Below are 22,431 nucleotides of genomic sequence, written 5' to 3' on the forward strand. Positions count from 1 at the left end.
TAAATTGGGTGATAAAATTATTTTTATCTGCTTATTTGCAGTGCAGTATTACTTACTTGAATTACATTATACTCTAAAGCAAAACAACCTTCACCGTCTATAGGAGAACCATTTAAAGAATTATATTCTTTACCACTACATGGACAGATTAATTTTAAACCGTCAAAAGTCATTGGAGAAGTGCAATCTCTTTCAGGGCATTGTAAATCGAAAACTTTAAAACTGCTGGTATTATTTCTAATAATAATTAAGTTTCGTCCACCAATATTAGCAATTGTGTGGCCACCCGGAACTTGAATGTTTATGAATTGAGGATTCGATAAATTTATCGTTTCGTTTAAAACTACACCAAGAAAGCAATTGTTATTATCATCAGTATCAGTACAGTTGTACAAAAGAACAGCGAATAGGATAATAATAATTTTCTTCATAAGAATATCTTTGTTTATAAGCTAACGTGGCTAATTTACAAATATTTTGTACATTTGTTAGACGATCTCATTCCTAACGGACTGGGATTTTTTAAATTTTAGAGTTATGAGTGAAGTTTCATATTATAGTCCTGAAGGCTTAAAAAAGCTAAAGGATGAATTAGCGCATTTAGAGCAAGTTGAGCGACCAAGAGTTTCTCAAGAAATTGCTGATGCACGTGATAAAGGTGATTTAAGTGAGAATGCAGAATATCATGCAGCTAAAGAAGAACAATCGCTACTAGAAACTAAAATAGCTAAATTAAAGAATGTAGTTGCTAATGCAAGGATTTTAGATGAAAGTCAATTAGATACATCTAAAGTTCTAATCCATTCTATAGTAAAGTTAAAAAATATTACTAACGGAATGGAGTTTACATATACTTTAGTAGCAGATAGTGAAAGTGATGTTCGTAATGGTAAATTATCTGTTAATTCGCCAATTGGTAAAGGATTATTAGGTAATAAAGTTGGAGATATAGCTGAAATTCAGGTTCCAAACGGATTAATGAAGTTTGAAATATTAGATATTTCTCGATAACCACTTTTAACTACAAAAAATATTTATCGGGTTTAGATATGGTCTAAATCCGATTTTTTTATTTTTACCAAACAGATCAATTTAAAATTAAAATGGCTTCAATATTTACAAAAATAGTTCAAGGAGAAATTCCTTCATATAAAATAGCAGAAGATGAAAAGCATTTTGCTTTTTTAGATATAAATCCCAATGCTAAAGGACACACATTAGTAATTCCTAAGAAAGAGGAGAATAAAATCTTTGATTTATCTCCAGAAGAATATAAAGACTTAATGAACTTTAGTTATAGAGTTGCTAAGGCTTTAGAAAAAACAATATCATGTGAGCGAATTGGGATGAGTGTAATTGGTTTAGAAGTACCACATGTACATGTACATTTAGTGCCTTTACAAGCAATGGAAGATATCCAATTTATAAAGAAAGAAAAGTTATCTCAAGAAGAGTTTATTTCACTAGCAGAAAATATTGCTAATAATTTTGAATAAAAATTAAAATCTAATTTAGGAATTGGTTGCTACTTTGTTGAGTTGAATTTCAAAAGTTGTGCCTTTTCCTAATTCAGATTTTTGAACAAAAATTTTCCCTTTGTGGTAATCTTCAATAATACGTTTCGAGAGAGAAAGTCCTAATCCCCAACCTCTTTTCTTAGAGGTGAAACCAGGTTTAAATACTACATGAAATTTCGATTTAGGAATTCCTTTTCCAGTATCTGAAATTAATATTTTAATATGATCTTCAGTGTTTTTAATCGTTAGATCTATACTTCCTTTTCCTTCCATTGCATCAATAGCATTTTTAATTAAATTCTCTATAACCCAACCATACAATTCATTATTCAAATTTGTTTGAATATTTTCATCAGTAGTATTAAAAGTAAAAGAAGTTTGTTTCGGACTTCTTGATTCTAAATAATCGAAAGTTTTTTTAGTTATACTAACTATATTTTCAGTTTCAAGTTTAGGAAGAGATCCAATTTTAGAAAAACGATTGGCTATGGTGCTTAATCTTTGAACATCATTTTCAATTTCATCAACATAATCTTGGTCAATATTTTCTTCTCTAAGAATAGTCACCCAACCTAAAAGAGAAGACAAAGGTGTTCCTATTTGATGGGCAGTTTCTTTAGCCATTCCTGTCCATAATTTATTCTGTTCAGCAATTTTACTAGAGTTAAAAAACAAATAAATTACAGCTAAAAAAAGGCCTAAAATTAAAATTAGAGTAATAGGGTAATAGGTAAGTTTAGTAAGTAAATCAGAGTTTCTGTAATAAATGTACTCTCTTCTTCCAAGGTAATTAATTTCTATAGGTTTATTCTGATTTTTCATAGTTCTTAACTGATCTGTTAGATATAGAATATCAGAAGATCTTTTAGGATCTAAATTATGATGCTCTCTAATTGTACCATTAGAGCTTGTTAAAATACATGGAATATTCATGTTGTCAGAAGCTTTAAGTTCTAAACTCATGTCAGCATCTAAATCAGCAGTGTTTCCAAATCTTTCAATAGACATGGCGAACAATTCCATTTTTACTCTTTCATCTGTTTTAAACTTTTTAAAGAAAGAATATGTGTTCCATAAAATCAAAGAAACAATAGCAAAACAAATGAATATTATAAATCGTTTTATCCAGAAGATATTTTTAAGAAAACCCATTAGTCAAATATAAACTATTCTAAGAGTATAACTTTATAACTTAATCCGTAGTATATTTACAGGACAGTATTCAAAATAAAAATTCATGTTAACGATAAATCCTAAAGAAGTATCTACAGGAAAATTACATCAATATTTATTAGGTGCAGTAGCGCCTAGACCCATAGCTTTTGCTAGTACTATCGACGAAGAAGGAAATCCAAATCTTTCTCCATTTAGTTTTTTTAATGTTTTTGGAGCTAATCCTCCAATTATGATTTTTTCTCCAGCAAGAAGTGTTAGAAATAATACGACTAAGCATACGTTAGACAATGTAGAGAAAATAAAAGAAGTAGTAATCAATATTGTTAATTACGATATTGTTCAGCAAATGTCGTTAAGTAGTACAATGTATCCTAAAGGAGTAAACGAATTTGTAAAAGCAGGATTAACGATGTTGCCTTCAGAAGAAGTAAAACCGTTTAGAGTTGCAGAGTCTCCTGTTCAATTTGAATGTAAAGTAAACGATATTATTTATACAGGAAATGAAGGTGGCGCTGGAAACTTAATCGTTTGTGAAGTAGTTAAAGTTCATATTAAAGAAGAGGTTTTAAATGAAGAAGGTTTAATAGATCAGTATAAAATAGATCTAGTATCTAGAGCAGGAGGAAGCTTTTATTCTAGAGCAAGAGATGGTTTCTTTGAAATACCTAAACCGTTATCTACTTTAGGGGTTGGTGTAGATCAAATTCCTGATCCAATTCGAAATAGTACTGTTTTAACAGGGAATAATTTAGGTGTTTTAGCTAATGTAGAAGCTTTGCCAAATGCTGAGGTTGTTGATAACTTTGCTCAAGAACATCCTGAATATTTGGGGTTGTCAGAAGAAAAAAAGCATACATTTGCACAACAATATTTAGACAAAAATGATGTAGAAAGTGCTTGGAAGGTACTTTTGATAAATAGGTAAGATTATGGAAGTTATAGGTAAAATTAAAATTATTAACGAGACTCAAACTTTTGGAAGTAATGGATTCAGAAAGAGAGAACTTGTTGTAACTACAGACGAGCAGTATCCGCAAATGATACTTATTGAATTTATCCAAGATAAATGTGATTTATTAAACTCTTTTCAAGTTGGACAGGATGTAAAAGTTTCAATTAACTTAAGAGGTAGAGAATGGATTAATCCAGAAGGTGTAGCTAAGTATTTTAATTCAATCCAAGGATGGAGAATTGAAAGTTTACAACAAGCTGCTGCAGGACAAAATGTACCGCCAGTAGATCAGTTTCAACCAGCTCCAGACTTAACAGATAATGAGCCAGACGATTTACCTTTTTAATCTTTTAAAAAGTAATATGGTATATATAAAAAAGAGAACTAAATATTATTTAGTTCTCTTTTTTATTTGGTTTTCGGAGGCATTGGACCTCTTAAATGTATAATCAATCCATTTAAAAAATTCCTAAGAATTTGATCTCCGCATTCCATATATTTTGGATGGTCTTCTTTTCTGAAAAACGCTCCTAATTCTCCTTTTGAGACTTTGAAATCCACTAAGGCACATATTTCAATAATGTCGGTATCTCGTAGTTTGTGTGCTACTCTCAATTTTTTAAAAATATCATTATTTGTTAATGCCATTTAGTAAAGGGTTAAGTTATATAATATTGTAATGTATGTTTTTAAATTCTTAAAACTGAAATTTTATAATGAAAGTTGAATTAATTTACTACTGAAAAAATAGCCCAGCCATAAATTGCAAATCGTAAAAAACGGAATAAACCAAATATAATTACATTTTTTATAGGGTATTTAATCATACCAGCAGTCAAACAACTTATTGCAAATGGTAATGGTAATAATGCTCCTACTAGAATTAAAAAACCTCCCCATTTTTTTGTGTTTTTTAAATGCTTAGCCATTTTTACTTCTAAGTATTCTTTTACTGCATTTATTTTTAAAGAAGCTTTACCTAAATAGTAAGCAACAATTCCTCCAGCATATGAAAGGGTTGCTAGTAAAGCTAAATTAACTACAGGTGTTGGAGTTTTTTTACACCAAGCGATAAAGATTTCTGGTGGAATTAAACCTAAAATAGTTTCAGAAACAAAAAAAGTAACTAATAAGCTTGTTCTAGAAAATGTTTCTGTCATGGATTGTAAACCTTCATTGATATTATATACATATTTGTTAAAAACAAATAAACCTATAACAACAAGAACAATTGGAATAAAAGCTTTTTTTAAACTTTCCCAAATAAACATATAAAAACCTGTACGCTGATAATAATTGTGTAAGCGTTTTACATGAGCATCTTTATTCTTTTTACCGACTTTTTTTTTCATTTGCGTCTCCATCAAACATTTAAGAGCGCAAAAATAGTGAGCTTTTTCAGACTAGAAAAGTTAAATCTTCCTATTTTTAACTTCCAATTTAAACTATTATGAAGATTACTAAAATTATTGAAAATATTTTCAAAAAGTATATTCCTTCTCCTTTTACTATTGCTGTATTACTCACCTTTTTAACTTTAATATTAGCATTGTTGTTTACTAAACCAGAAACTACAAATACAGTTGCTTATTTTTTTGATGTTTTAAGTTTTTGGGAAAAAGGATTATGGAGTAATAATCTTTTGGTATTTGCTTACCAAATGATGTTGATTTTAGTACTTGGGCATGTATTGGTTTTGAGTAAACCTATGAGTAATTTAATAGCTAAACTAACACAATATTGTACAAATACAGCTAATAGTGCTTTTATAGTAAGTACTGCAACAATGTTAGTTTCTTTTTTTAATTGGGGATTAGGATTAATATTTGGTGCTTTATTAGCAAGAAGAGTTGCGGAAGATGCTCAACAAAAAGGTTTGGATTTAAATTACCCTTTAATAGGAGCGGCTGGTTATGTAGGGTTAATGGTTTGGCACGGAGGAATTTCTGGTTCAGCACCAATAAAAATCAATGAAGAAGGACATTTAAGAAGTATGGTAAGTCCAGAAAATCTACACTTAACTAAAATTCCAGAAGTAATTAGTTATAATCAAACTGTGTTTAGCTGGTGGAATTTATTGTTGTTTTTTGTGGTCATGTTAAGTGTGGCTTCAGTTTTTTATTTTATTGGGAAAAAGGTTAAACCAACGACTTTTAATTTAGAAATTTATCAATTAGAAACGGAAGACGAAGTGAATACAAAAGCAGAAAAGTTAGATAATTCAAAGCTTTTAGGTATTGTATTTGGAGTAATAATTCTAATAGCTTTCGGATTTAGATATTTTTCTGATATTAAGAGTTTAAAAATAACGCCCAATCTTATTAATCTTTTTATGTTAGGTTTGGCTATTATTCTACATGGTAATTTTAAACAATTTATAAAAGCTATTGGTGTTGCTATTTCAGATGTATCTGGAATTTTAATTCAGTTTCCTTTGTATTTTGGAATTATGGGAATTATGAATAGTACAGGGATGGTTACTTTAGTTTCAGATTTTTTTGTTTCTATATCTACAGAAACAACCCTTCCAATATTTACTTTTTTTAGCGCAGGATTAGTAAATATCTTTGTCCCAAGTGGAGGTGGACAATGGATTGTACAAGGGCCAATAGTTTTACAAAGTGCTTTAGAATTAGGTGTGCCTTTGCCCAAAGCGATTATGGCATTGGCTTATGGTGATCAAATTACCAATATGTTACAGCCATTTTGGGCTTTACCTTTATTAGGAATAACAAAACTAAAAGCAAAAGAGATTTTACCATATACGTTAATAGCCATGTTGGTTGGATCTGTTATTTATATTTTAGGCTTAATTATATTATAATGTATTATTGGATTGGAGAAGAGTTAGAATTTCCTGCACATGAATTTGCTTCAGAAGAAGGGGTTTTGGCTTTAGGAGGAGATTTATCTGTAGAGCGTTTAATTTTCGCATATAGTAATGGAATTTTTCCTTGGTTTAATGAAGGTGAACCTATAGTTTGGTATTCACCTTTAGAAAGAATGGTGTTGTTTCCTAATGAGTTGAAAGTGTCTAAATCGATGCGACAAGTATTAAGAAAAGAGGACTTTAAAATTACTACAAATACTAATTTTGAAGCTGTTATTTCTAATTGTAAAAATATTTCGAGAAAAGATCAAGATGGAACTTGGATTACAAATGATATGAAAAGAGCTTATTTGAATCTTTTTCAAGCTGGTTTTGCAAAATCTATTGAGGTATGGAAAGACGAAATATTAGTTGGTGGTTTGTATGGAATAGATTTAGGAAATGGAATTTTCTGTGGAGAAAGTATGTTTAGTAAAGCAAGTAATATGAGTAAGGTTGCTTTTATTTATTTGGTTAAAGAATGTGGCTATAAACTTATAGATTGTCAGGTGCATAACAGTCATTTAGAAAGTTTGGGGGCTAGAGAAATACCTCGAAATATTTTTCTAAAATATTTAAAAGGGGCATAAAGCCCCTTTGTTTAGTAGTAGTAATTAAATTACTATGATGTTGAAAAGACTTAATTACTAATGAATTTCAAATATACATTTTTGTTCCATTACCTGAAATTATTAGTAATTACTCCTTCTTATTTTTTACATGATTCAATGTAAATGAAATTTATGCTAATTAGAAGCGACAAAGAAAGGGGCTAAATTTACTTTTGCATTTCCTCTTGCACCATAATAGTCTGTGTAACTTTTGTTTTTTTCTATAGTATAAAATGAATCTACATAATCGTCATTATTTGTATACCATTGATCAGGCATCGCCTGAATAATTGCACCAGCTACCTGACCAAGAGCATTAACCCACGGTTGTGTAGAGATTGTTCCAATGATTTGAAATACTCCGTTGACAATTGTAGACGTTAACTCTTTATAATTTATATTATCATCTTTTTCAAATAACTGAATATTTGCAGCTTGATATTTGTAATCGTCCCAGAATAATAAAATTTGATTAGGGTAGTAATTGGTGTCATCATGATCTAGATAATACATAGGTATTACTTTTATCTCTGGAGAATTATCACTATCCTTTATACCAGAAGTAATTGCGTAAATTTCAGCAGCCCCGCTAATCCATGGTTCTTCGTCATCGTTTAAGCGGATTTTATTCAGCTTGGTAGTTTCCAATCCTTGATTTCTACTCATTTTAGCCAATGAGTTAAAGTTATTTCCAATTTTATCAAATCTAGAATTTTGAACACCTTCTAACCTTAATTGTTTGTTCATTAATTCAACTTCTTTTTTTAAAGTTTCGAAACCATTAGTTTCAATAACTATTACTGGTTGGTTAGGAGGGGTTTTAGCATCTAAATGAACTATTTTTTTATCTATAGTATATGCTTCAATTACAGACCAATCTTTTTCTTCACCATCCGGAGCAAATGAAAATAAAACATTTGAAAAGTCAGAGGTTTCATTAGAATTATGCATCCAAACTTCTAAAACTTCAATTTTTTCAGGCATTTCGTTTTCTGAAAAAGTTTCCGATTTGGTGGCTTCTGAAACTAAATTACTGTAAGTTTTTTTTTGACTAACAAATTCGGAATTTTCGTTTAAAATTTTTGACAGCAGAACACTTGGTTCTTGATTTTTTAATAAGCTAATTGTTTTGTTTTTAAAGTTTTGATTTTGCATCAAGTCAATAAACTCTAGAGTTATTTCTCTTTTTTTTGTTAAAGAGGAAGATTCAAAACCTAAAGTGTCTGGTTCGGGGTTTAAATCATTAGAGTTGTTGCAATTAGTTAATAGAGCAGAGGCAATAACAGCCTTAATTAAAATTCGGGGGAATTTCATGTTTTTTTAATTTTGAGGTTAATAATAATTTCCTCAAATATATAAAATGACTATTAAAATTAGTTCTTTTTGTTAAAAAAATAAATAAAATTCATTGTTTTATGATTTTTTAACAGAAATATGATTGTTTGTGTGAGTTTAAATTAAAAGTCTAATAGATAATTATTTTCTGAATACACATTTCTAGTATCTTAGTTTATTGTAATTCATAAGGTACTTATCTGGTCTATAATTAAAGATAATATCGAAAAAAAACAAAGATTGTTGTTTGGGAATAACAGATTATTTGTTATTCAATGCTCTGCTGGATATTTTTCATTGAAAAACAAGATGTAGCTTTAAAGAAAATAGAGGGATTTAAATAATTGAAAAAAATATTTTTAGTTTAAATAGAGACGATATAAAGCAAGATAGATGTTTTAATTGGTGGTTAAGTTGAAAAAAAAACTCAGGTTTAGTTTTAAGCTATTTTTTAGCCGATTTAAGAGGTTTTGTCTTTTTTTTATATTGTTGATAAGTTAGTGATAAAAATGCTTTAAAAATTGATTTTGAGTTTTAAAAAATGTAAATTTGTAGGCTATCGTTTGAAATTAGTACGATGGTGTAGGGGAACTTTTCTAATCAATAAAAATTAATAATTAATTGAATTTTAGCAGTTAATTAAGTTTTTAATGTTCCTAAATGTAAAATTAAGAAATATAATAAACTCAAAATATGAGCGAAGAAAAAAAGCACAATTATTCTGCCGATAGTATCCAGGCTCTAGAAGGAATGGAGCATGTTCGTATGCGTCCTTCTATGTATATCGGAGATGTAGGTGTTCGTGGTTTACATCACTTAGTATATGAAGTAGTAGATAACTCTATTGATGAGGCTTTGGCTGGGCATTGTGATGTGATTTCTGTTGACATAAATGAAGATAATTCTATTACTGTTAGAGATAATGGTAGAGGTATTCCTGTAGGTTTACATAAGAAAGAAGGTGTTTCTGCTTTAGAAGTAGTAATGACTAAAATTGGAGCAGGAGGAAAGTTTGATAAAGATTCTTATAAAGTTTCTGGAGGTTTACATGGGGTTGGTGTATCTTGTGTGAATGCACTTTCTGATCATTTAAAAGCTACAGTTCATAGGGAAGGTAAGATTTGGCAACAAGAATATGAACGAGGAAAAACATTATATCCTGTTAAAACAGTTGGAGAAACTGATATAACTGGTACAGAAGTAACCTTTTCACCAGATAAAAGTATTTTTCAGCAGACTACAGAATATAACTACGATACTCTAGCAACACGTATGCGTGAGTTAGCGTATTTAAATAAAGGAATTACAATTACCTTAACAGATAAGCGTAATAAAGATGATGAAGGAAATGATATTGTTGAAACTTTTCATAGTAATGAAGGTTTATCTGAGTTTGTAAAGTATTTAGATAGTACACGTACACCTGTTATTCAGCATGTAATTTCAATGGAAGGAGAAAAGAATGGAATTCCTGTTGAAGTAGCAATGATTTATAACGATTCATATGCAGAAAATCTACATTCCTATGTAAATAATATTAATACACATGAAGGAGGAACGCATTTATCTGGATTTAGAAGAGGTTTAACAGGAACCTTAAAAAAATATGCAGATACTTCTGGATTGTTGAAGAATGTTAAGTTTGAAATTTCAGGAGATGATTTCCGTGAGGGTTTAACAGCAATTGTATCTGTAAAAGTAGCAGAACCTCAATTCGAAGGGCAAACTAAAACAAAGTTAGGAAATAGAGAGGTTACTTCAGCAGTATCTCAGGCAGTTTCAGAAATGTTAACTGATTATTTAGAAGAAAATCCTAACGATGCTAAAACGATTGTACAAAAAGTAATCCTTGCAGCTCAAGCTCGCCATGCGGCTCGTAAAGCAAGAGAAATGGTACAGCGTAAAACAGTTATGAGTATTGGAGGTTTACCTGGTAAATTATCTGATTGTTCTGAAACTGACCCAGCAGTTTGTGAGATATTCTTAGTAGAGGGAGATTCGGCAGGTGGAACAGCAAAACAAGGTCGTGACCGTAATTTCCAAGCAATTTTACCATTACGTGGTAAGATTCTTAATGTAGAAAAAGCAATGCAACATAAAGTTTTTGAGAATGAAGAGATCAAAAACATGTTTACAGCTTTAGGAATTACAATTGGAACTGAAGAAGATCCAAGAGCATTAAACTTATCAAAATTAAGATATCATAAAGTAGTAATTATGTGTGATGCCGATGTAGATGGTTCGCATATTGCTACATTAATTTTAACATTCTTCTTCCGCTACATGAGAGAAATGGTTGAGCAAGGATATATTTATATTGCTACACCACCTTTATATTTAGTGAAAAAAGGACAGAAGAGAGAGTATGCTTGGGATGATAATCAACGAGATTTAATTAACCAAAAGATGGGAGGAGGAGCTTCTATTCAACGTTATAAAGGTCTTGGAGAGATGAATGCTGAACAATTATGGGATACAACAATGAATCCTGAGTTCAGAACATTACGTCAAGTTACAATTGAAAATATGGCAGAAGCTGATAGAATTTTCTCTATGTTAATGGGAGATGAAGTTCCTCCACGTAGAGATTTTATAGAAAGAAATGCGAAATATGCTAATATAGATGCATAGTCAATTATTTAATACTAAGTTCAAAAAAAACCTCAAGATTTATCTTGAGGTTTTTTATTTGTAATAATTTTATTTTAAAATCCAGTTCCTGGATCTTCAGGAGAAGCAGCTTGTGCTTTTTTTGGATTTAAAATTAAATAAGTTCCTAATGCTGTTAAAGCAGTGTACTTACCATAATTTCCTATTTTTTTAAGAGCCTCTTTTCGAGTGATCTCTTGCTTATTTTCTTTGTTGTTAGTCATGATTACTTCGTTTAGAGGATTAAATTATTCTAATATTATTTTCTTAGTTAGTTTACCTAAATCAGAAGAAAGTCTAACTATATAAACTCCTGAAGATAACTTTGGTAAGTTAATTTTACTTTTTCCATTAGAATTAATAATAGTATTGTTAATTTCTTTCCCTAAGATAGAAAATACTTTAACCGAAGCTTTACCTTGTAATCCTGTTACAGTAAGTTCTTGCGAAGCAGATTTATAAATACTAACATTATTGAAATTATTTGTAATTTCTTCATTACTTAACCTAGAAGAAGTAGCATGAATATAATATTGTCCTGTACCGTTAGACGCTTCTTTTAAAGTTACTTTGTGGTTATTTTCTGAAAGATTTACAAAAGTATTATTTACTCTATCTTCTAAATAAATATTTATACCAGAAAGTAAATTGTTTTCTTTGATTGAGAATATAATTTCTTCTCCAGCTTCAGCAGTTAAACCAACAGGAATAATCATTGTTTCATGATTGTTGTTTGGTAAAGTTTGAATAGCAAGCTTTCTTCCATCATTATTATTTAGTAATTCTGTAAATACTGCAAATTTTTGATTTACACCTTCGAATATTCTAGAGTCATAACCGTTATCAAAACCTTTGGTTTTTCCATCTATGTAAAATACTTTAGTTGAACCTTCAGTTTCACCATTATTCACAAATAACTCAAAAGAAGATTTTGGAGTTTGACGTAAAAAAGTATCAGTTGAGTTATGAGAAAGCATAGCTGGATTTAAAGCTACATTAGTGTTAATAGCTGCTCTAATAAAAAAAGCTTGAGTTGGAGCAATTTTTATAGACTCTGCCAAGTTTTTTGTTACATATTGTGTTCCATCCCATAACCAAATAGTTTGCTCTGCAAGTGCAGGTGTGTTGGTTATGTTGGTTAAAAAAGCATTAGAATCTAAATAGGCAGTGTATCTATTTCCAATTAAATTAAAATCAGTTCTGCTACCAGTAGTAATTGGAATTAAATCAGAGCCTGTATACATATTTCCTTTGAAAACCATTGGAGAGGTGTTTAACTTTACAGAAATTCCTGTACCGCTAGTTAATGCCCCTGTAGAGGAATTATTTTGATATTGCCATGGTGTGGTTGCGTTATTATTATCATATAAACCTATACCAATATTGGTGCTAGTACCTGTTGAAAAATCGTTATTACTAATTAAGTTATTAATAGTTTCATTATCAATAGGTGAAGCAACTAAGTGCCAGTTAGAAGTTACATTTCTGTTGTAAGTTATTTGTCCATTTACAAAAGAATTGAATAATAAAGATGTTCCAGATTCGAATGTAATACTGTTTACAAAAATAAAACTAGATGCAGTCGGATAATTAGTTAACCCAGCAGGTATAATAACATCAGAGCTACCAGAAGGAACAACTCCTCCTAACCAATTCGTAGCGGTATTCCAGTCATTGTTTGTAACTCCTGTCCACTTAATAGAAGAAGAAAAAGGTGTGTTATCTGTATTGTCTCTACCTGGAGAAAATAATACAGGGTTGCTAACAATATTTGAGTGTTGAATGAATGTTCCTACAAGGTCATCATTTCTGGCAATTGATTGATTATTTCCACCTTCACTGCCATAAGATTCGGAAATTATTGTGATTCCAGTATCATTTTTAATTATTATTGAATCTCCTCCGTTGTTTAACCCTAGTGTGCTACTGCTTGAAGTTTGAACTAAACCTGGTACTGTTACTGGTGTTCCTCCTCCAAATACAACAATAGATTCATTAGCCGGTATTATAGTATTAGATGGGAAAGTATGTCTGTCATTAACTGCGTCTGCGACAACCCACCCAGAAATATCTAAGTCACTACCGGAAATATTATAAATTTCAATAAACTCATCTTGAGAAGTATTTACAGTTCCATCACCATTTGCATCACCATTTGTAGCATCAGGATCTGCGTGTATTTCGTTTATCACTAAAGGTATGTCATCATCATTTATAGTTACAGTATGTTGAGATGTTATGATGTCTGCAGAACCACTACTAACAGTTAAGTTTAATATTACTGTTTCGTTGATAAAATCTGCATCATTATTTATGTCTAAGGAAATATTTTGAGTTCCGTTTCCAGTAAATGATAAAGAATTTGTGTTAAGTGTATAATCACCAGCTTGAGCACTACTAGAAGGGTCAACCGTAATTCCAACAGTAACGTCAGAAGAGTAGTTGTTAAACGTAACTGGGATTAACGTGTTTACAGTGCTGTTAGTTTCGTTAATATTACTAGTACTGTTATCGAAAGAGACTGAAGGATTAGTTGAGGCTTCAGTGATTCTAAAATTATCTACTCCTGCATAATCAGTTCCTCCATTTTGACTAGCAATAATTGTTACTCTAACATTATTAACAGTATCAGGTACAGAGGCTGTAAACTCAGTCCAAGTGTCAGTATTTTTATTTAAATCTGTTACTCCTTGAGAAACATCATCATGGAAAATTTCAACACTAATATTATCTGTTGAATCAAAGCCGTCTGTAATGTAATAAAAAGAGATGTTAACTCCAGTAGAAGATGATATGTCTACATTATCAAATGCTATGGTGTGATTAAAACTACCTCCACCATTAGTATTATCTAAATCTCTCATTCCCCAAAATATGCTGCCATCTTGTGGTCCGTTTACTGATCCTCCTAAAGAAGATACTAAAGCCCATACATCACCGGAAATATTGTAAGTAGCAGGGGTTATTGTGTAGTTCCAGTCATCAGATCCACTTTCGAAACTTTGGAACTTTACCGTAGTCTGACTATTAGATATCAGTGGTGTAATAAAAAGTATTAGATAAATAAAAAAGTAATTTTTTCTCATTTTTATAATTTTTAGGGCGTGCAAATTACTAAAAATCAGAACTTGAAGCTATTTGAATTGTTTTTTTTATTAAAAAATAACAATTTAGTAACGAGAAGAATGAAAAAACCTCAAGGTTGCCTTGAGGTTTTTAGGTGTTTTTTTATTCTTTAAAATCCACTTCCTGGTGGTTCAGGAGAAGCTGCTTGTGCTTTTTTAGGGTTTAAAATTAAATAAGTTCCTAGTGCAGTTAAAGCAGTATATTTTCCATAATGACCTATTTTCTTAAGAGCCTCTTTTCGAGTGATCTCTTTCTTATTATCTTTATTAATCATGATTACTTCGTTTAGAGGATTAAACTATTCTAAAATTATTTTTTTTGTAAGTTTACCTAAATCAGATGTTAGTTTAACTATATACACACCTGATGGTAATTCTGGTAAATTAATTTTGCTATTTCCGTTAGAATTAATAACAGTTTTATTCACTTCTTTACCTAGGATAGAGAATACTTTAATAGAAGCTTTACCTTGTAAACCGTTTATTGTAAGTTCTTGTGAAGCAGATTTATATATGTTAATGTTACTAAAGTTGTTTAAGATTTCTTCATTGCTTAATCTTTTAGCTGTCGTGTGAATGTAAAATCTACCAGTACTATTAGAAGAAGATTTTAAAGTTAAAGTATGATCTCCTTCAGTTAGGTTTACAATACTGTTATTTAGTTTGTCTTCTAAATAAATTTCGATTCCTGTTGGTAAGTTTTTACCATTAACAGAGAATGTGATTTGTTCATTAGCATTTGCAATAACACCAACAGGTACAATCATGGTGTCATAATTAGAGTTTGGTAATGTTTGAATAGCTAATTTTTTTCCTTGGTTGTTTTCTAATAATTCAGTAAATACACCAAAGTTTACGTTTACACCGCTAAACATTTTAGAGTCGTAACCATTGTCAAATCCTTTAGTTTTGTTGTCAACATAAAATACTTTAGTTGATTTTTTATCTGTAGCATTTTCTACAAATAATTCAAAAGAAGGATGAGAAATTTGTCTCATAAAAGTGTCTGAAGTTTGATGACTTTGATTTGTTGTTGAAAATGTTATATTTCCAGAGCCATTAGCTTCTACGAAGAAAGCTTGAGATGGAGCAAGTTCAATAGGACTTATAACATTATAAGTTACATATTGAGACCCATCCCATAACCAAACTGTTTCTTCACTTAATAATCCAGTGTTATCGGCTGTGAAATTACTAGAGTTAACAAAAGCAGTAAAAGGATTACCAATTAAATTAAAATTATTTCTGGTTCCTGTAGCAATAGGGAAACTAACATTTGAAGAGTTAATAGTACCTGTAATAGATACATTACCAGCTGTAGCTAATTTCATTGAAACCCCAGCTCCAGAAACTAATGGGCCAGTAGTTGATGTTGTTGCATAAGTCCATGGTGCTGCACCATTATTCGTATAAGCTCCAATACCAATATTACTTCCAGATCCGGAAGCAAATGTATGATTTGCTATAACATCTTGTTGTGTTTCACCTGAAACAGGTGAAGAAACTAAATACCAATTTGTTGTTGGTAAGTTTCTTGTGTATGTAGTGCTACCGGTTACTGAAGCATTTGCAATTAATGATGCTCCGGAAGCAATATTAATAGAGTTTACAGTTACTGCTGATGTTATAGTTGGGTAATTTGTTAAGCTATTAGGTATAGTTACTTCAGAGCTAGTTACTGGGATACTATTAGTATTCCAATTGGAAGCAGTGTTCCAGTCGTTATTTGTAGCTCCTGTCCAAGTAATTGAAGCAGTAGTGATGTCAGCAGATAAAGTAGGTTGAGTTAACGAATAATTTCCACTGTCTGTTCCCGAAATAGAATATCCAGATGTGTTAATTGTTATTCCAGTTCCTACATTTGAACTTGCAAAAGTGAATACAGGACTACCTCCTAAAGTAACGTCGTCACCAGTTTCAACACCTACTAAGGTTGCTGTTCCGGTAGCTGAAGCAATGGTAGTTCCATCAAAAACTTTATTATCACCAGTAAGTCCAGTTATAGTTAATTCCTTGGTAGTAATGTCAGCAGACAAGGTTGGTTGTGTTAATGTATAATTTCCACTATCAGTTCCAGAAATATTATATCCAGTAGTGTTGATTGTAATTCCTGTTCCTACATTTGAACTTGCAAAAGTGAATACAGGACTACCTCCAATATTTACAACATCAGGTCCTAAAATCCCCGCTAGTACTGCAGTTCCAGATGCGCTTGCAGCAGTAGAGTTGTCATATACTTTATTGTCACCAGTAAGTCCTACTACAGTTAGTTCTGCTTGATTAATATTTCCAGATAATGTTGGTTGTGTTAACGTATAATTTCCACTATCAGTTCCAGAAATAGTGTATCCAGTAGTGTTAATAGTGATAGCTGCTCCCGCATTTGCAGATGCAAAAGTAAATGTTGGACTACCACCTAAAGATACATCGTCACCAATTTCTACACCAACTAAAGTAGCAGTTCCAGATGCGCTTGCAGCAGTAGAGTCATCATATGTTTTATTGCCTCCTGTAAGTCCGGTAATAGTTAATTCTTTAGTTGTTATGTTTCCAGATAAAGTAGGTTGTGTTAAGGTATATTTACCACTATCAGTCCCAGAAATAGTATATCCGGTAGTATTAATTGTAATACCAGTTCCCACATTTACAGAAGCAAAAGTAAACGTTGGACTACCACCTAAAGACACATCATCACCAATTTCTACACCGACCAAAGTAGCAGTTCCAGATGCACTAGCAGCAGTAGAGTTATCATATTCTTTATTACCTCCTGTAAGACCTGTTATGGTTAATTGAATAGGAGCATTTACCAATATACTTGTAGTATTGCCGATACTGTTTAATGTTAAGTTAGCGTTTGTGCCAATTCCATTTTGTAAAGTACCTCCATTGGCTGATAAACTTCCAACTGTAATACCATCAGAATCAACATCACCAGATTGAACTGTATATCTGAATGCTAAATTTGAAGAACCAGATCCTCCAACATAATTAGCTTGACGAAGAGTAGAGCCAATTGTTAATGCTAATTGTGGAGTACCTCCTGTTGTGTTTACTATTATATTTTCATCAAAATTTATTGTAAAATCTAAGTTTTGACTTGCAATATATGTTCCGTTAAAAGGAACGTTTACACTTGTAGTGTTAGGAACTGTGCTAACACTAACTGTTCTTGTGTCATTAGCTGTACCAGCATTAGTGTCGTTAGCTGTAATAGTTATTGTTCTATTAGATGTTCCAGGGCTAGTTGAAGTCGTTCTGTATCGTAAAGATTGTAATACTTCTTGAACGTTAGTATTGGTAGCATCACTGTCGAAAGTAATAGTAAGAATAGTCCCGTTTGTTACTATTCCTCCACTAGTGCTTAAATCACCAATATCTGTTCCGTTGGCTAAGATATTTGTACCGCTAACTGTAATAGCAGTTCCGTCGCCATCAGTATCAGAAATACTAATTTCATCTGTAGCTTCAGCATTAGCTGTTATTTGAGCTGTTAAGGTACCACCATTCCAGTCTGCATCACCATCAGCATCATTAATTGTACCTAAAGCGTCTATTTGTGTAGCTGTATTTCCTTCTATGTAGCTCAAAATTGAGTTATCAATAGAAATTGTAGGATCTGTATTAGAAACAGCAGCAACAATTACCATTTCATCAACTGAAAAACCACCAACAATTGGTGATGCAGGTAAAATTACAATCTCATCTATATCAGCAAAAGAACCAGTAGTAGGATTGGTAAAATCAATATTGATTTCTGTATTATGTGCAGGAGAAGATAGAAGAATTGTACCAACAATACTATTATCTTTTTTTCCTTGAATAGTAAAATCTAATAAAGAAGGAGTAGATGAAAATTCATAAGCAAATTCCATTGCTGTAATACCAAATTCAGATCCGTCATTAGAACTCATTGTCCCAGATGTGAACGTCCCTAAAGAATCACCAGTCCAAACTAAAACGTGATCTCCAGCATCTCCAATGGCACTGGTACCACCTCCATTTCCAGTATTAGCGAAAGCGATGAAACGAGAGTTACTAGATACACCTGAAACATCAAAGTTATTTAATAAAGGATCGAAAGAAGAATCTACTGATGGATTTGTAGAATTAGATAAAACAGTTAAAGTCCCTCCAAATTCCATTGTACCTGGTGAGGGAGCTTGCGAAAATAAATTTTGAAAACCCAGTAATAGTGTAAAACAGAACAAAATTTGCATTGGCTGTTTTAGGTAGTTTTTTTTCATTTTTTAAGTTTTAGTTAGTGATCTAAATATAAGGAAAATGTTTGCTGATTACAAGAGGTTTATATTCGTGAAAAAAAACTCTAATATTTTAATACTAGAGTTTTTTTGTAAAAAATGTTGTTAGCTTCTTGAAGGATAAACACCTTGTAAGCATATAATATAACGTACAATTGTGTATGGTTGTCTATTTTCGTAAGGTTGAGAAGCTCCTGTGAAGCCTATTGTTACATTACCACCAGAAACTGTTTGTCCGTTTACAGTATTTGTAGGTGGTCCATAAGCTTTTACTTGAGTTGCACTTAATCCACTTCCGAATTGAGCTGAAGCAGGAACATCTCCAGCTTGAGGAGTACTTCTTTGAGCAGAATCTGTACTTAATAATATATTTCCACCGCCACCGCTTACACTTGCTGTGTGATTATGTTGAGGCATTTGTAATGTTGATAATGTAGGAGATTCAATACCTCCTCTTTGTCCTACTCTGTAGTTATAAGAAGACCCAGGGTGTAATCCAGCACTCATAGGTACCCTTCCTCGTAAATCAGGTAAAGCGAAAGTTGTTCTACCATCACCACCATACATAGTTCCCAATAATGAAAATAAAGCATTATTTGAAGAAATAGCTAATAGCTGACCGTCACAAAAAGCCCAGCCTCTAGGAGCGAAGTTTCCTGCGAACATTCTAATTTCTCCTAAATAAGCTTCTTGAGCTTCTGCTTTAATTGATCCAGAAAGAGAAAATACTATAAATAGTAACCCGATAATTTTTTTCGTTGAATTCATAATAGTTTTAGTTTTAGTTAGTAAAAATTTATATATGTTCTTATTTTAATCCAAAACAAATGTACCATCAAACGATGCTTAGAATTCTCTAAAAAGTATTGAGCGTGTAGTTTTTAGTAATAAGTGTAATTAAAATAGATATATATGTTTCCCATTGTAAATATATGTTTTTTTTAACACTAATTAATGTTAAAGGGTTTTTAATGAGGTTTTTGAAAAAAGAAAGGTGAAGTTATTTTCTAATTCTTTTTCCAGAAAAAAGGTGTGAATAAAATTAATACAGTGAAAAGCTCTAAGCGACCTATTAACATTAGAAAGGAGCAAAATAACTTTGCGCTAACCGATAGGTGTGAAAAATTATCTACTGGACTAACACTACCAATTGCTGGGCCAATATTACCTAAGGATGAAGCACAAGCACCAAGAGCAGATTTAATGTCTAATCCCATTAAAGCTAAAACAACAGCACCAACGATAAAAATTAGCATGTATAAAATGAAGAATGAAAGAATATTAAATACAATAGTTTGTTTTACAGCTTTTCCGTCATAACGAACAGGAATAATAGCGTTAGGATGTAGAGATTTTTTAAATTCTAAAAAGCTATTTTTAAGCATGATAATGTGACGTACAATTTTAACTCCGCCAGAAGTAGATCCAGCAGATCCCCCCACGAAAAATAAAGCAAAGAAAATACCAGTTACAAAGTGACTCCACATAGTAAAATCGGCAGATACAAAACCTGTAGTAGTAACTACAGAAATCACAGAAAATAAGGAATGACGAAAAGAACTTTCAACTTTGCCTAAAACCATAGGGTGTTCTATAGTAGTTTTTAAAGAATCATCTTGGAAGAAAACAATAGAGAGTGTAACTAAAATAGTTACTAAGAAAATTCCTAATCCATAATATTTAAACTCTTCACTTTGTATTACTTTTCTTAGTTTACCTTTTAAAGCAAAATAAGTTAATACAAAATTTGTTCCAGCAACAAACATGAAAAAAATAATAATATATTGTATTAAAGGCATACCGTTCCAATGCGCTACGCTGGCATTTTTAGTAGAGAATCCTCCAGTACTAACAGTGGCCATAGCATGATTTATTGCGTCATACCAAGTCATTCCTGCAACTTTTAATAAAAGAAACTCAACAATAGTTAACCCTACATAAATTAACCAAAGCCGTTTAGCAGTGTCAGTAATTCTAGGATGTAATTTATCAGCAGAAGGTCCTGGAGCTTCTGCTAAAAATAACTGCATTCCTCCAATTCCTAATAATGGTAAAATAGCAATTGTAAGTACAATTATTCCCATTCCGCCAATCCAATGTGTGGCACTTCGCCAAAAAAGTATTCCTTTAGGCATACTTTCAATATCTGTTAAAATAGAAGAACCAGTAGTGGAATATCCTGAAATAGTTTCAAAAAGTGCATTTGGAATAGAAGGTATACTTCCAGTTAATAAATAGGGTAACATTCCTGTTAATGTTAAAATTACCCACCCTAAAGTAACTATAAGATATCCTTCTTTTTTTAAGAGGTTTTTATTTGTTGGTTTGTTAAAAAAAAATAAAAGCAGTCCTATAGAGATAGTAATTATACCAGAGTTTAAAATTCCTAAGAGAACATCAGTTTCTTTATAATACAAACTAAAAGGGATAGCAAGCCACATAAAAAAACCATTAAGAATTGCAGTAATTCCTAAAAAACGAAAGATTAATTTAAGATTTAAATTTTCCATTAGTTGAATAAATCTTCTACTGTTGAAATAGCTTCAGGAAGACAGAATACGATTACATAATCTCCTGCAAGAATTTGCATATCACCAAATGACATTAATGCTTTTCCGTTTCTAATAATTCCTCCAAATACAGCTTCTCTAGGAAAACGAAGCTCTCTAATAGGTTTTTCAGTTACTTTAGCACCATGCTGTACTTCAAATTCAAAAACTTCAGCATCAATATTGTGTAAGTTTGCAAGTGCTAAAATTTCACCTTTGCGAATATGCCTAAAAATATTACTTGCAGCAATAAGTTTTTTGTTAATAAGTGTGTCGATACCGATAGTTTGAGAAATATTGATATAATCCATATTCTCTACTAAAGCTACTGTTTTTTTTACGCCTTTAGATTTAGCTACTAAACAAGACATGATGTTCGTTTCAGAATCACCAGTTACAGCGATAAAAGCGTCCATGTCTCTAATGTTTTCTTCTTCAAGCAGTTCTAATTCTCTACCATCTCCATTAATAACTAAAGTAGTTCTTAAATCTTCAGCAAGAGTTAATGCTTTATCTCTATTTTTTTCAATAAGTTTTACTTTGAAATTATCTTTACAAAGATTTCTGGCAGTTTTTTTACCGATACTACTTCCACCAAGTATCATTACATTTTTTATATCTAAATGTTCTTTTCCGATAATTGGATATAATTTTTCAATACTATAATTTGGAACAGAGAAATAAACTTGATCGTTCATTTTATACTCAGTATCTCCTCTAGGGATAATTGTTTGAGCAATTCCTTCTCTTTTTATAGCGATGGTAATAAAATCTACCATGTTAAATTTGTCCTTAGCTTCTTTAACAGAAAGATTTACAATAGGTGATTTATAACCTAAAGTAGTTCCCATTACGTTAAATAAACCATTTTCAAAGGCTACAGTATCATTAAAAGAAGATTGATGTAATAATAATTTGATCTCTTCAGCAGCTAATTCTTCAGGAGAAATCATAAAATCAACACCAAAATCTTTAAAGTCTATTGCTTCACTACTTAAAAATTCAGGGTTTTTTATTCTAGCAATTGTTTTGTTCACTCCTAAAGCCTTTCCAATTACAGCAATCGTAAAATTTGTATTTTGATTTTCTGTAACAGCTAAAAGTAAATCGGCATTTCCAATTCCTATTTCTTTTAAAAGTTTTATTGAAGTAGCATCTCCTTTTTTAGTAATAACGTCCAAGTGATTATTAATATAATTCAGCTTATCGCCATCTAAATCGACAATATAAGTGTCTTGAGATTCGTATGATAGGAGTTTAGCCAGATGAAATCCAACATCACCAGCTCCGGCTATTATAATTTTCATATTAAAAATTAACGAATAGGGTACAAAGATACATTTTTGAAATGAAAAGATTTAGCAAAAAATGAGATTAAATTTAGCT

Annotated in this window: 19 protein-coding genes; 7 read left to right on the top strand and 12 right to left on the bottom strand. The window is 31.3% G+C overall.

Features of this window, described 5'->3' with window-relative positions:
• Positions 1 to 23: 23 nt before the first annotated feature.
• On the bottom strand, positions 24 to 431 hold the full coding sequence (locus AC2TEO_RS14070; protein WP_442265441.1) for a Rieske (2Fe-2S) protein: 408 nt from the start codon (positions 429 to 431) through the stop codon (positions 24 to 26).
• Between the two features lie 106 nt (positions 432 to 537).
• Between AC2TEO_RS14070 and greA the strand changes: the two genes are divergently transcribed.
• Positions 538 to 1,011, top strand: coding sequence for a transcription elongation factor GreA (greA, locus tag AC2TEO_RS14075; protein WP_442265442.1), 474 nt, complete (start codon positions 538 to 540; stop codon positions 1,009 to 1,011).
• 92 nt (positions 1,012 to 1,103) lie between these two features.
• Complete coding sequence (locus AC2TEO_RS14080) at positions 1,104 to 1,496, top strand: HIT family protein (protein WP_442265443.1); 393 nt, start codon at positions 1,104 to 1,106, stop codon at positions 1,494 to 1,496.
• Positions 1,497 to 1,511: 15 nt separating this feature from the next.
• On the opposite strand, the gene AC2TEO_RS14085 is transcribed toward AC2TEO_RS14080, so the two are convergent.
• Entirely contained in the window at positions 1,512 to 2,669 is a 1,158-nt protein-coding gene (locus AC2TEO_RS14085; protein ID WP_442265444.1) for a sensor histidine kinase, read from the bottom strand.
• 85 nt (positions 2,670 to 2,754) lie between these two features.
• On the opposite strand from AC2TEO_RS14085, the gene AC2TEO_RS14090 reads away from it, so the two are divergent.
• On the top strand, positions 2,755 to 3,618 hold the full coding sequence (locus AC2TEO_RS14090; protein ID WP_442265445.1) for a flavin reductase family protein: 864 nt from the start codon (positions 2,755 to 2,757) through the stop codon (positions 3,616 to 3,618).
• Positions 3,619 to 3,622: 4 nt separating this feature from the next.
• Positions 3,623 to 3,991, top strand: a complete 369-nt coding sequence (locus AC2TEO_RS14095; RefSeq protein ID WP_095074117.1) for a DUF3127 domain-containing protein — start codon at positions 3,623 to 3,625, stop codon at positions 3,989 to 3,991.
• Between the two features lie 62 nt (positions 3,992 to 4,053).
• On the opposite strand, the gene AC2TEO_RS14100 is transcribed toward AC2TEO_RS14095, so the two are convergent.
• On the bottom strand, positions 4,054 to 4,293 hold the full coding sequence (locus tag AC2TEO_RS14100; protein WP_442265446.1) for a DUF1456 family protein: 240 nt from the start codon (positions 4,291 to 4,293) through the stop codon (positions 4,054 to 4,056).
• An 80-nt stretch (positions 4,294 to 4,373) separates the two neighbouring features.
• Positions 4,374 to 4,997 carry a YqaA family protein gene (locus AC2TEO_RS14105; protein WP_442265447.1) on the bottom strand — a complete coding sequence of 208 codons (624 nt, stop codon included), beginning with the start codon at positions 4,995 to 4,997 and terminating at the stop codon, positions 4,374 to 4,376.
• A gap of 98 nt (positions 4,998 to 5,095) precedes the next feature.
• On the opposite strand from AC2TEO_RS14105, the gene AC2TEO_RS14110 reads away from it, so the two are divergent.
• Both AC2TEO_RS14110 and aat read left to right on the top strand, forming a co-directional pair.
• Positions 5,096 to 6,469, top strand: a complete 1,374-nt coding sequence (locus AC2TEO_RS14110) for a short-chain fatty acid transporter (protein ID WP_442265448.1) — start codon at positions 5,096 to 5,098, stop codon at positions 6,467 to 6,469.
• Positions 6,469 to 7,104 (top strand): leucyl/phenylalanyl-tRNA--protein transferase, encoded by a 636-nt coding sequence (gene aat / locus AC2TEO_RS14115; RefSeq protein ID WP_442265449.1) that lies wholly within the window; start codon positions 6,469 to 6,471, stop codon positions 7,102 to 7,104. Before AC2TEO_RS14110 ends, aat begins: the two co-directional genes overlap by 1 nt.
• A 156-nt stretch (positions 7,105 to 7,260) precedes the next feature.
• Here aat and AC2TEO_RS14120 read toward each other — a convergent pair whose 3' ends face one another.
• The gene (locus tag AC2TEO_RS14120; protein WP_442265450.1) at positions 7,261 to 8,439 is read right to left on the bottom strand and encodes a DUF3103 family protein; all 1,179 of its coding nucleotides are present in this window, start codon (positions 8,437 to 8,439) and stop codon (positions 7,261 to 7,263) included.
• Positions 8,440 to 9,153: 714 nt separating this feature from the next.
• On the opposite strand from AC2TEO_RS14120, the gene gyrB reads away from it, so the two are divergent.
• On the top strand, positions 9,154 to 11,091 hold the full coding sequence (gene gyrB / locus AC2TEO_RS14125) for a DNA topoisomerase (ATP-hydrolyzing) subunit B (RefSeq protein WP_442265451.1): 1,938 nt from the start codon (positions 9,154 to 9,156) through the stop codon (positions 11,089 to 11,091).
• Positions 11,092 to 11,165: 74 nt separating this feature from the next.
• Here the strand turns inward: gyrB and AC2TEO_RS14130 are convergent, their stop codons facing one another.
• The 7 genes from AC2TEO_RS14130 to trkA all read right to left on the bottom strand — a co-directional run bounded on the left by AC2TEO_RS14130 (position 11,166) and on the right by trkA (position 22,352).
• A complete protein-coding gene (locus AC2TEO_RS14130; protein WP_299673837.1) occupies positions 11,166 to 11,333 on the bottom strand; it encodes a hypothetical protein in 168 nt (55 codons plus the stop codon).
• Positions 11,334 to 11,357: 24 nt separating this feature from the next.
• Positions 11,358 to 14,195, bottom strand: a complete 2,838-nt coding sequence (locus AC2TEO_RS14135) for a lamin tail domain-containing protein (RefSeq protein WP_442265452.1) — start codon at positions 14,193 to 14,195, stop codon at positions 11,358 to 11,360.
• 149 nt (positions 14,196 to 14,344) lie between these two features.
• Positions 14,345 to 14,509, bottom strand: a complete 165-nt coding sequence (locus tag AC2TEO_RS14140; protein ID WP_442265453.1) for a hypothetical protein — start codon at positions 14,507 to 14,509, stop codon at positions 14,345 to 14,347.
• Positions 14,510 to 14,533: 24 nt separating this feature from the next.
• On the bottom strand, positions 14,534 to 18,481 hold the full coding sequence (locus AC2TEO_RS14145; RefSeq protein WP_442265454.1) for a YDG domain-containing protein: 3,948 nt from the start codon (positions 18,479 to 18,481) through the stop codon (positions 14,534 to 14,536).
• Positions 18,482 to 18,601: 120 nt separating this feature from the next.
• Positions 18,602 to 19,264, bottom strand: coding sequence for a phage tail protein (locus AC2TEO_RS14150; protein ID WP_442265455.1), 663 nt, complete (start codon positions 19,262 to 19,264; stop codon positions 18,602 to 18,604).
• 239 nt (positions 19,265 to 19,503) lie between these two features.
• Positions 19,504 to 21,006: a TrkH family potassium uptake protein gene (locus tag AC2TEO_RS14155; RefSeq protein WP_442265456.1), complete on the bottom strand. Its 1,503-nt coding sequence runs from the start codon at positions 21,004 to 21,006 to the stop codon at positions 19,504 to 19,506.
• Complete coding sequence (gene trkA / locus AC2TEO_RS14160; protein ID WP_442265457.1) at positions 21,006 to 22,352, bottom strand: Trk system potassium transporter TrkA; 1,347 nt, start codon at positions 22,350 to 22,352, stop codon at positions 21,006 to 21,008. Before trkA ends, AC2TEO_RS14155 begins: the two co-directional genes overlap by 1 nt.
• Positions 22,353 to 22,431: the final 79 nt, after the last annotated feature.

Source organism: Tenacibaculum aquaeponti (assembly GCF_057221555.1).

Coding starts and splice junctions, on each gene's coding strand:
- AC2TEO_RS14070 (WP_442265441.1), bottom strand. CDS start 431: ATGAAGAAAATTATTATTATCCTATTCGCTGTTCTTTTGTACAACTGT.
- greA (WP_442265442.1), top strand. CDS start 538: ATGAGTGAAGTTTCATATTATAGTCCTGAAGGCTTAAAAAAGCTAAAG.
- AC2TEO_RS14080 (WP_442265443.1), top strand. CDS start 1,104: ATGGCTTCAATATTTACAAAAATAGTTCAAGGAGAAATTCCTTCATAT.
- AC2TEO_RS14085 (WP_442265444.1), bottom strand. CDS start 2,669: ATGGGTTTTCTTAAAAATATCTTCTGGATAAAACGATTTATAATATTC.
- AC2TEO_RS14090 (WP_442265445.1), top strand. CDS start 2,755: ATGTTAACGATAAATCCTAAAGAAGTATCTACAGGAAAATTACATCAA.
- AC2TEO_RS14095 (WP_095074117.1), top strand. CDS start 3,623: ATGGAAGTTATAGGTAAAATTAAAATTATTAACGAGACTCAAACTTTT.
- AC2TEO_RS14100 (WP_442265446.1), bottom strand. CDS start 4,293: ATGGCATTAACAAATAATGATATTTTTAAAAAATTGAGAGTAGCACAC.
- AC2TEO_RS14105 (WP_442265447.1), bottom strand. CDS start 4,997: ATGAAAAAAAAAGTCGGTAAAAAGAATAAAGATGCTCATGTAAAACGC.
- AC2TEO_RS14110 (WP_442265448.1), top strand. CDS start 5,096: ATGAAGATTACTAAAATTATTGAAAATATTTTCAAAAAGTATATTCCT.
- aat (WP_442265449.1), top strand. CDS start 6,469: ATGTATTATTGGATTGGAGAAGAGTTAGAATTTCCTGCACATGAATTT.
- AC2TEO_RS14120 (WP_442265450.1), bottom strand. CDS start 8,439: ATGAAATTCCCCCGAATTTTAATTAAGGCTGTTATTGCCTCTGCTCTA.
- gyrB (WP_442265451.1), top strand. CDS start 9,154: ATGAGCGAAGAAAAAAAGCACAATTATTCTGCCGATAGTATCCAGGCT.
- AC2TEO_RS14130 (WP_299673837.1), bottom strand. CDS start 11,333: ATGACTAACAACAAAGAAAATAAGCAAGAGATCACTCGAAAAGAGGCT.
- AC2TEO_RS14135 (WP_442265452.1), bottom strand. CDS start 14,195: ATGAGAAAAAATTACTTTTTTATTTATCTAATACTTTTTATTACACCA.
- AC2TEO_RS14140 (WP_442265453.1), bottom strand. CDS start 14,509: ATGATTAATAAAGATAATAAGAAAGAGATCACTCGAAAAGAGGCTCTT.
- AC2TEO_RS14145 (WP_442265454.1), bottom strand. CDS start 18,481: ATGAAAAAAAACTACCTAAAACAGCCAATGCAAATTTTGTTCTGTTTT.
- AC2TEO_RS14150 (WP_442265455.1), bottom strand. CDS start 19,264: ATGAATTCAACGAAAAAAATTATCGGGTTACTATTTATAGTATTTTCT.
- AC2TEO_RS14155 (WP_442265456.1), bottom strand. CDS start 21,006: ATGGAAAATTTAAATCTTAAATTAATCTTTCGTTTTTTAGGAATTACT.
- trkA (WP_442265457.1), bottom strand. CDS start 22,352: ATGAAAATTATAATAGCCGGAGCTGGTGATGTTGGATTTCATCTGGCT.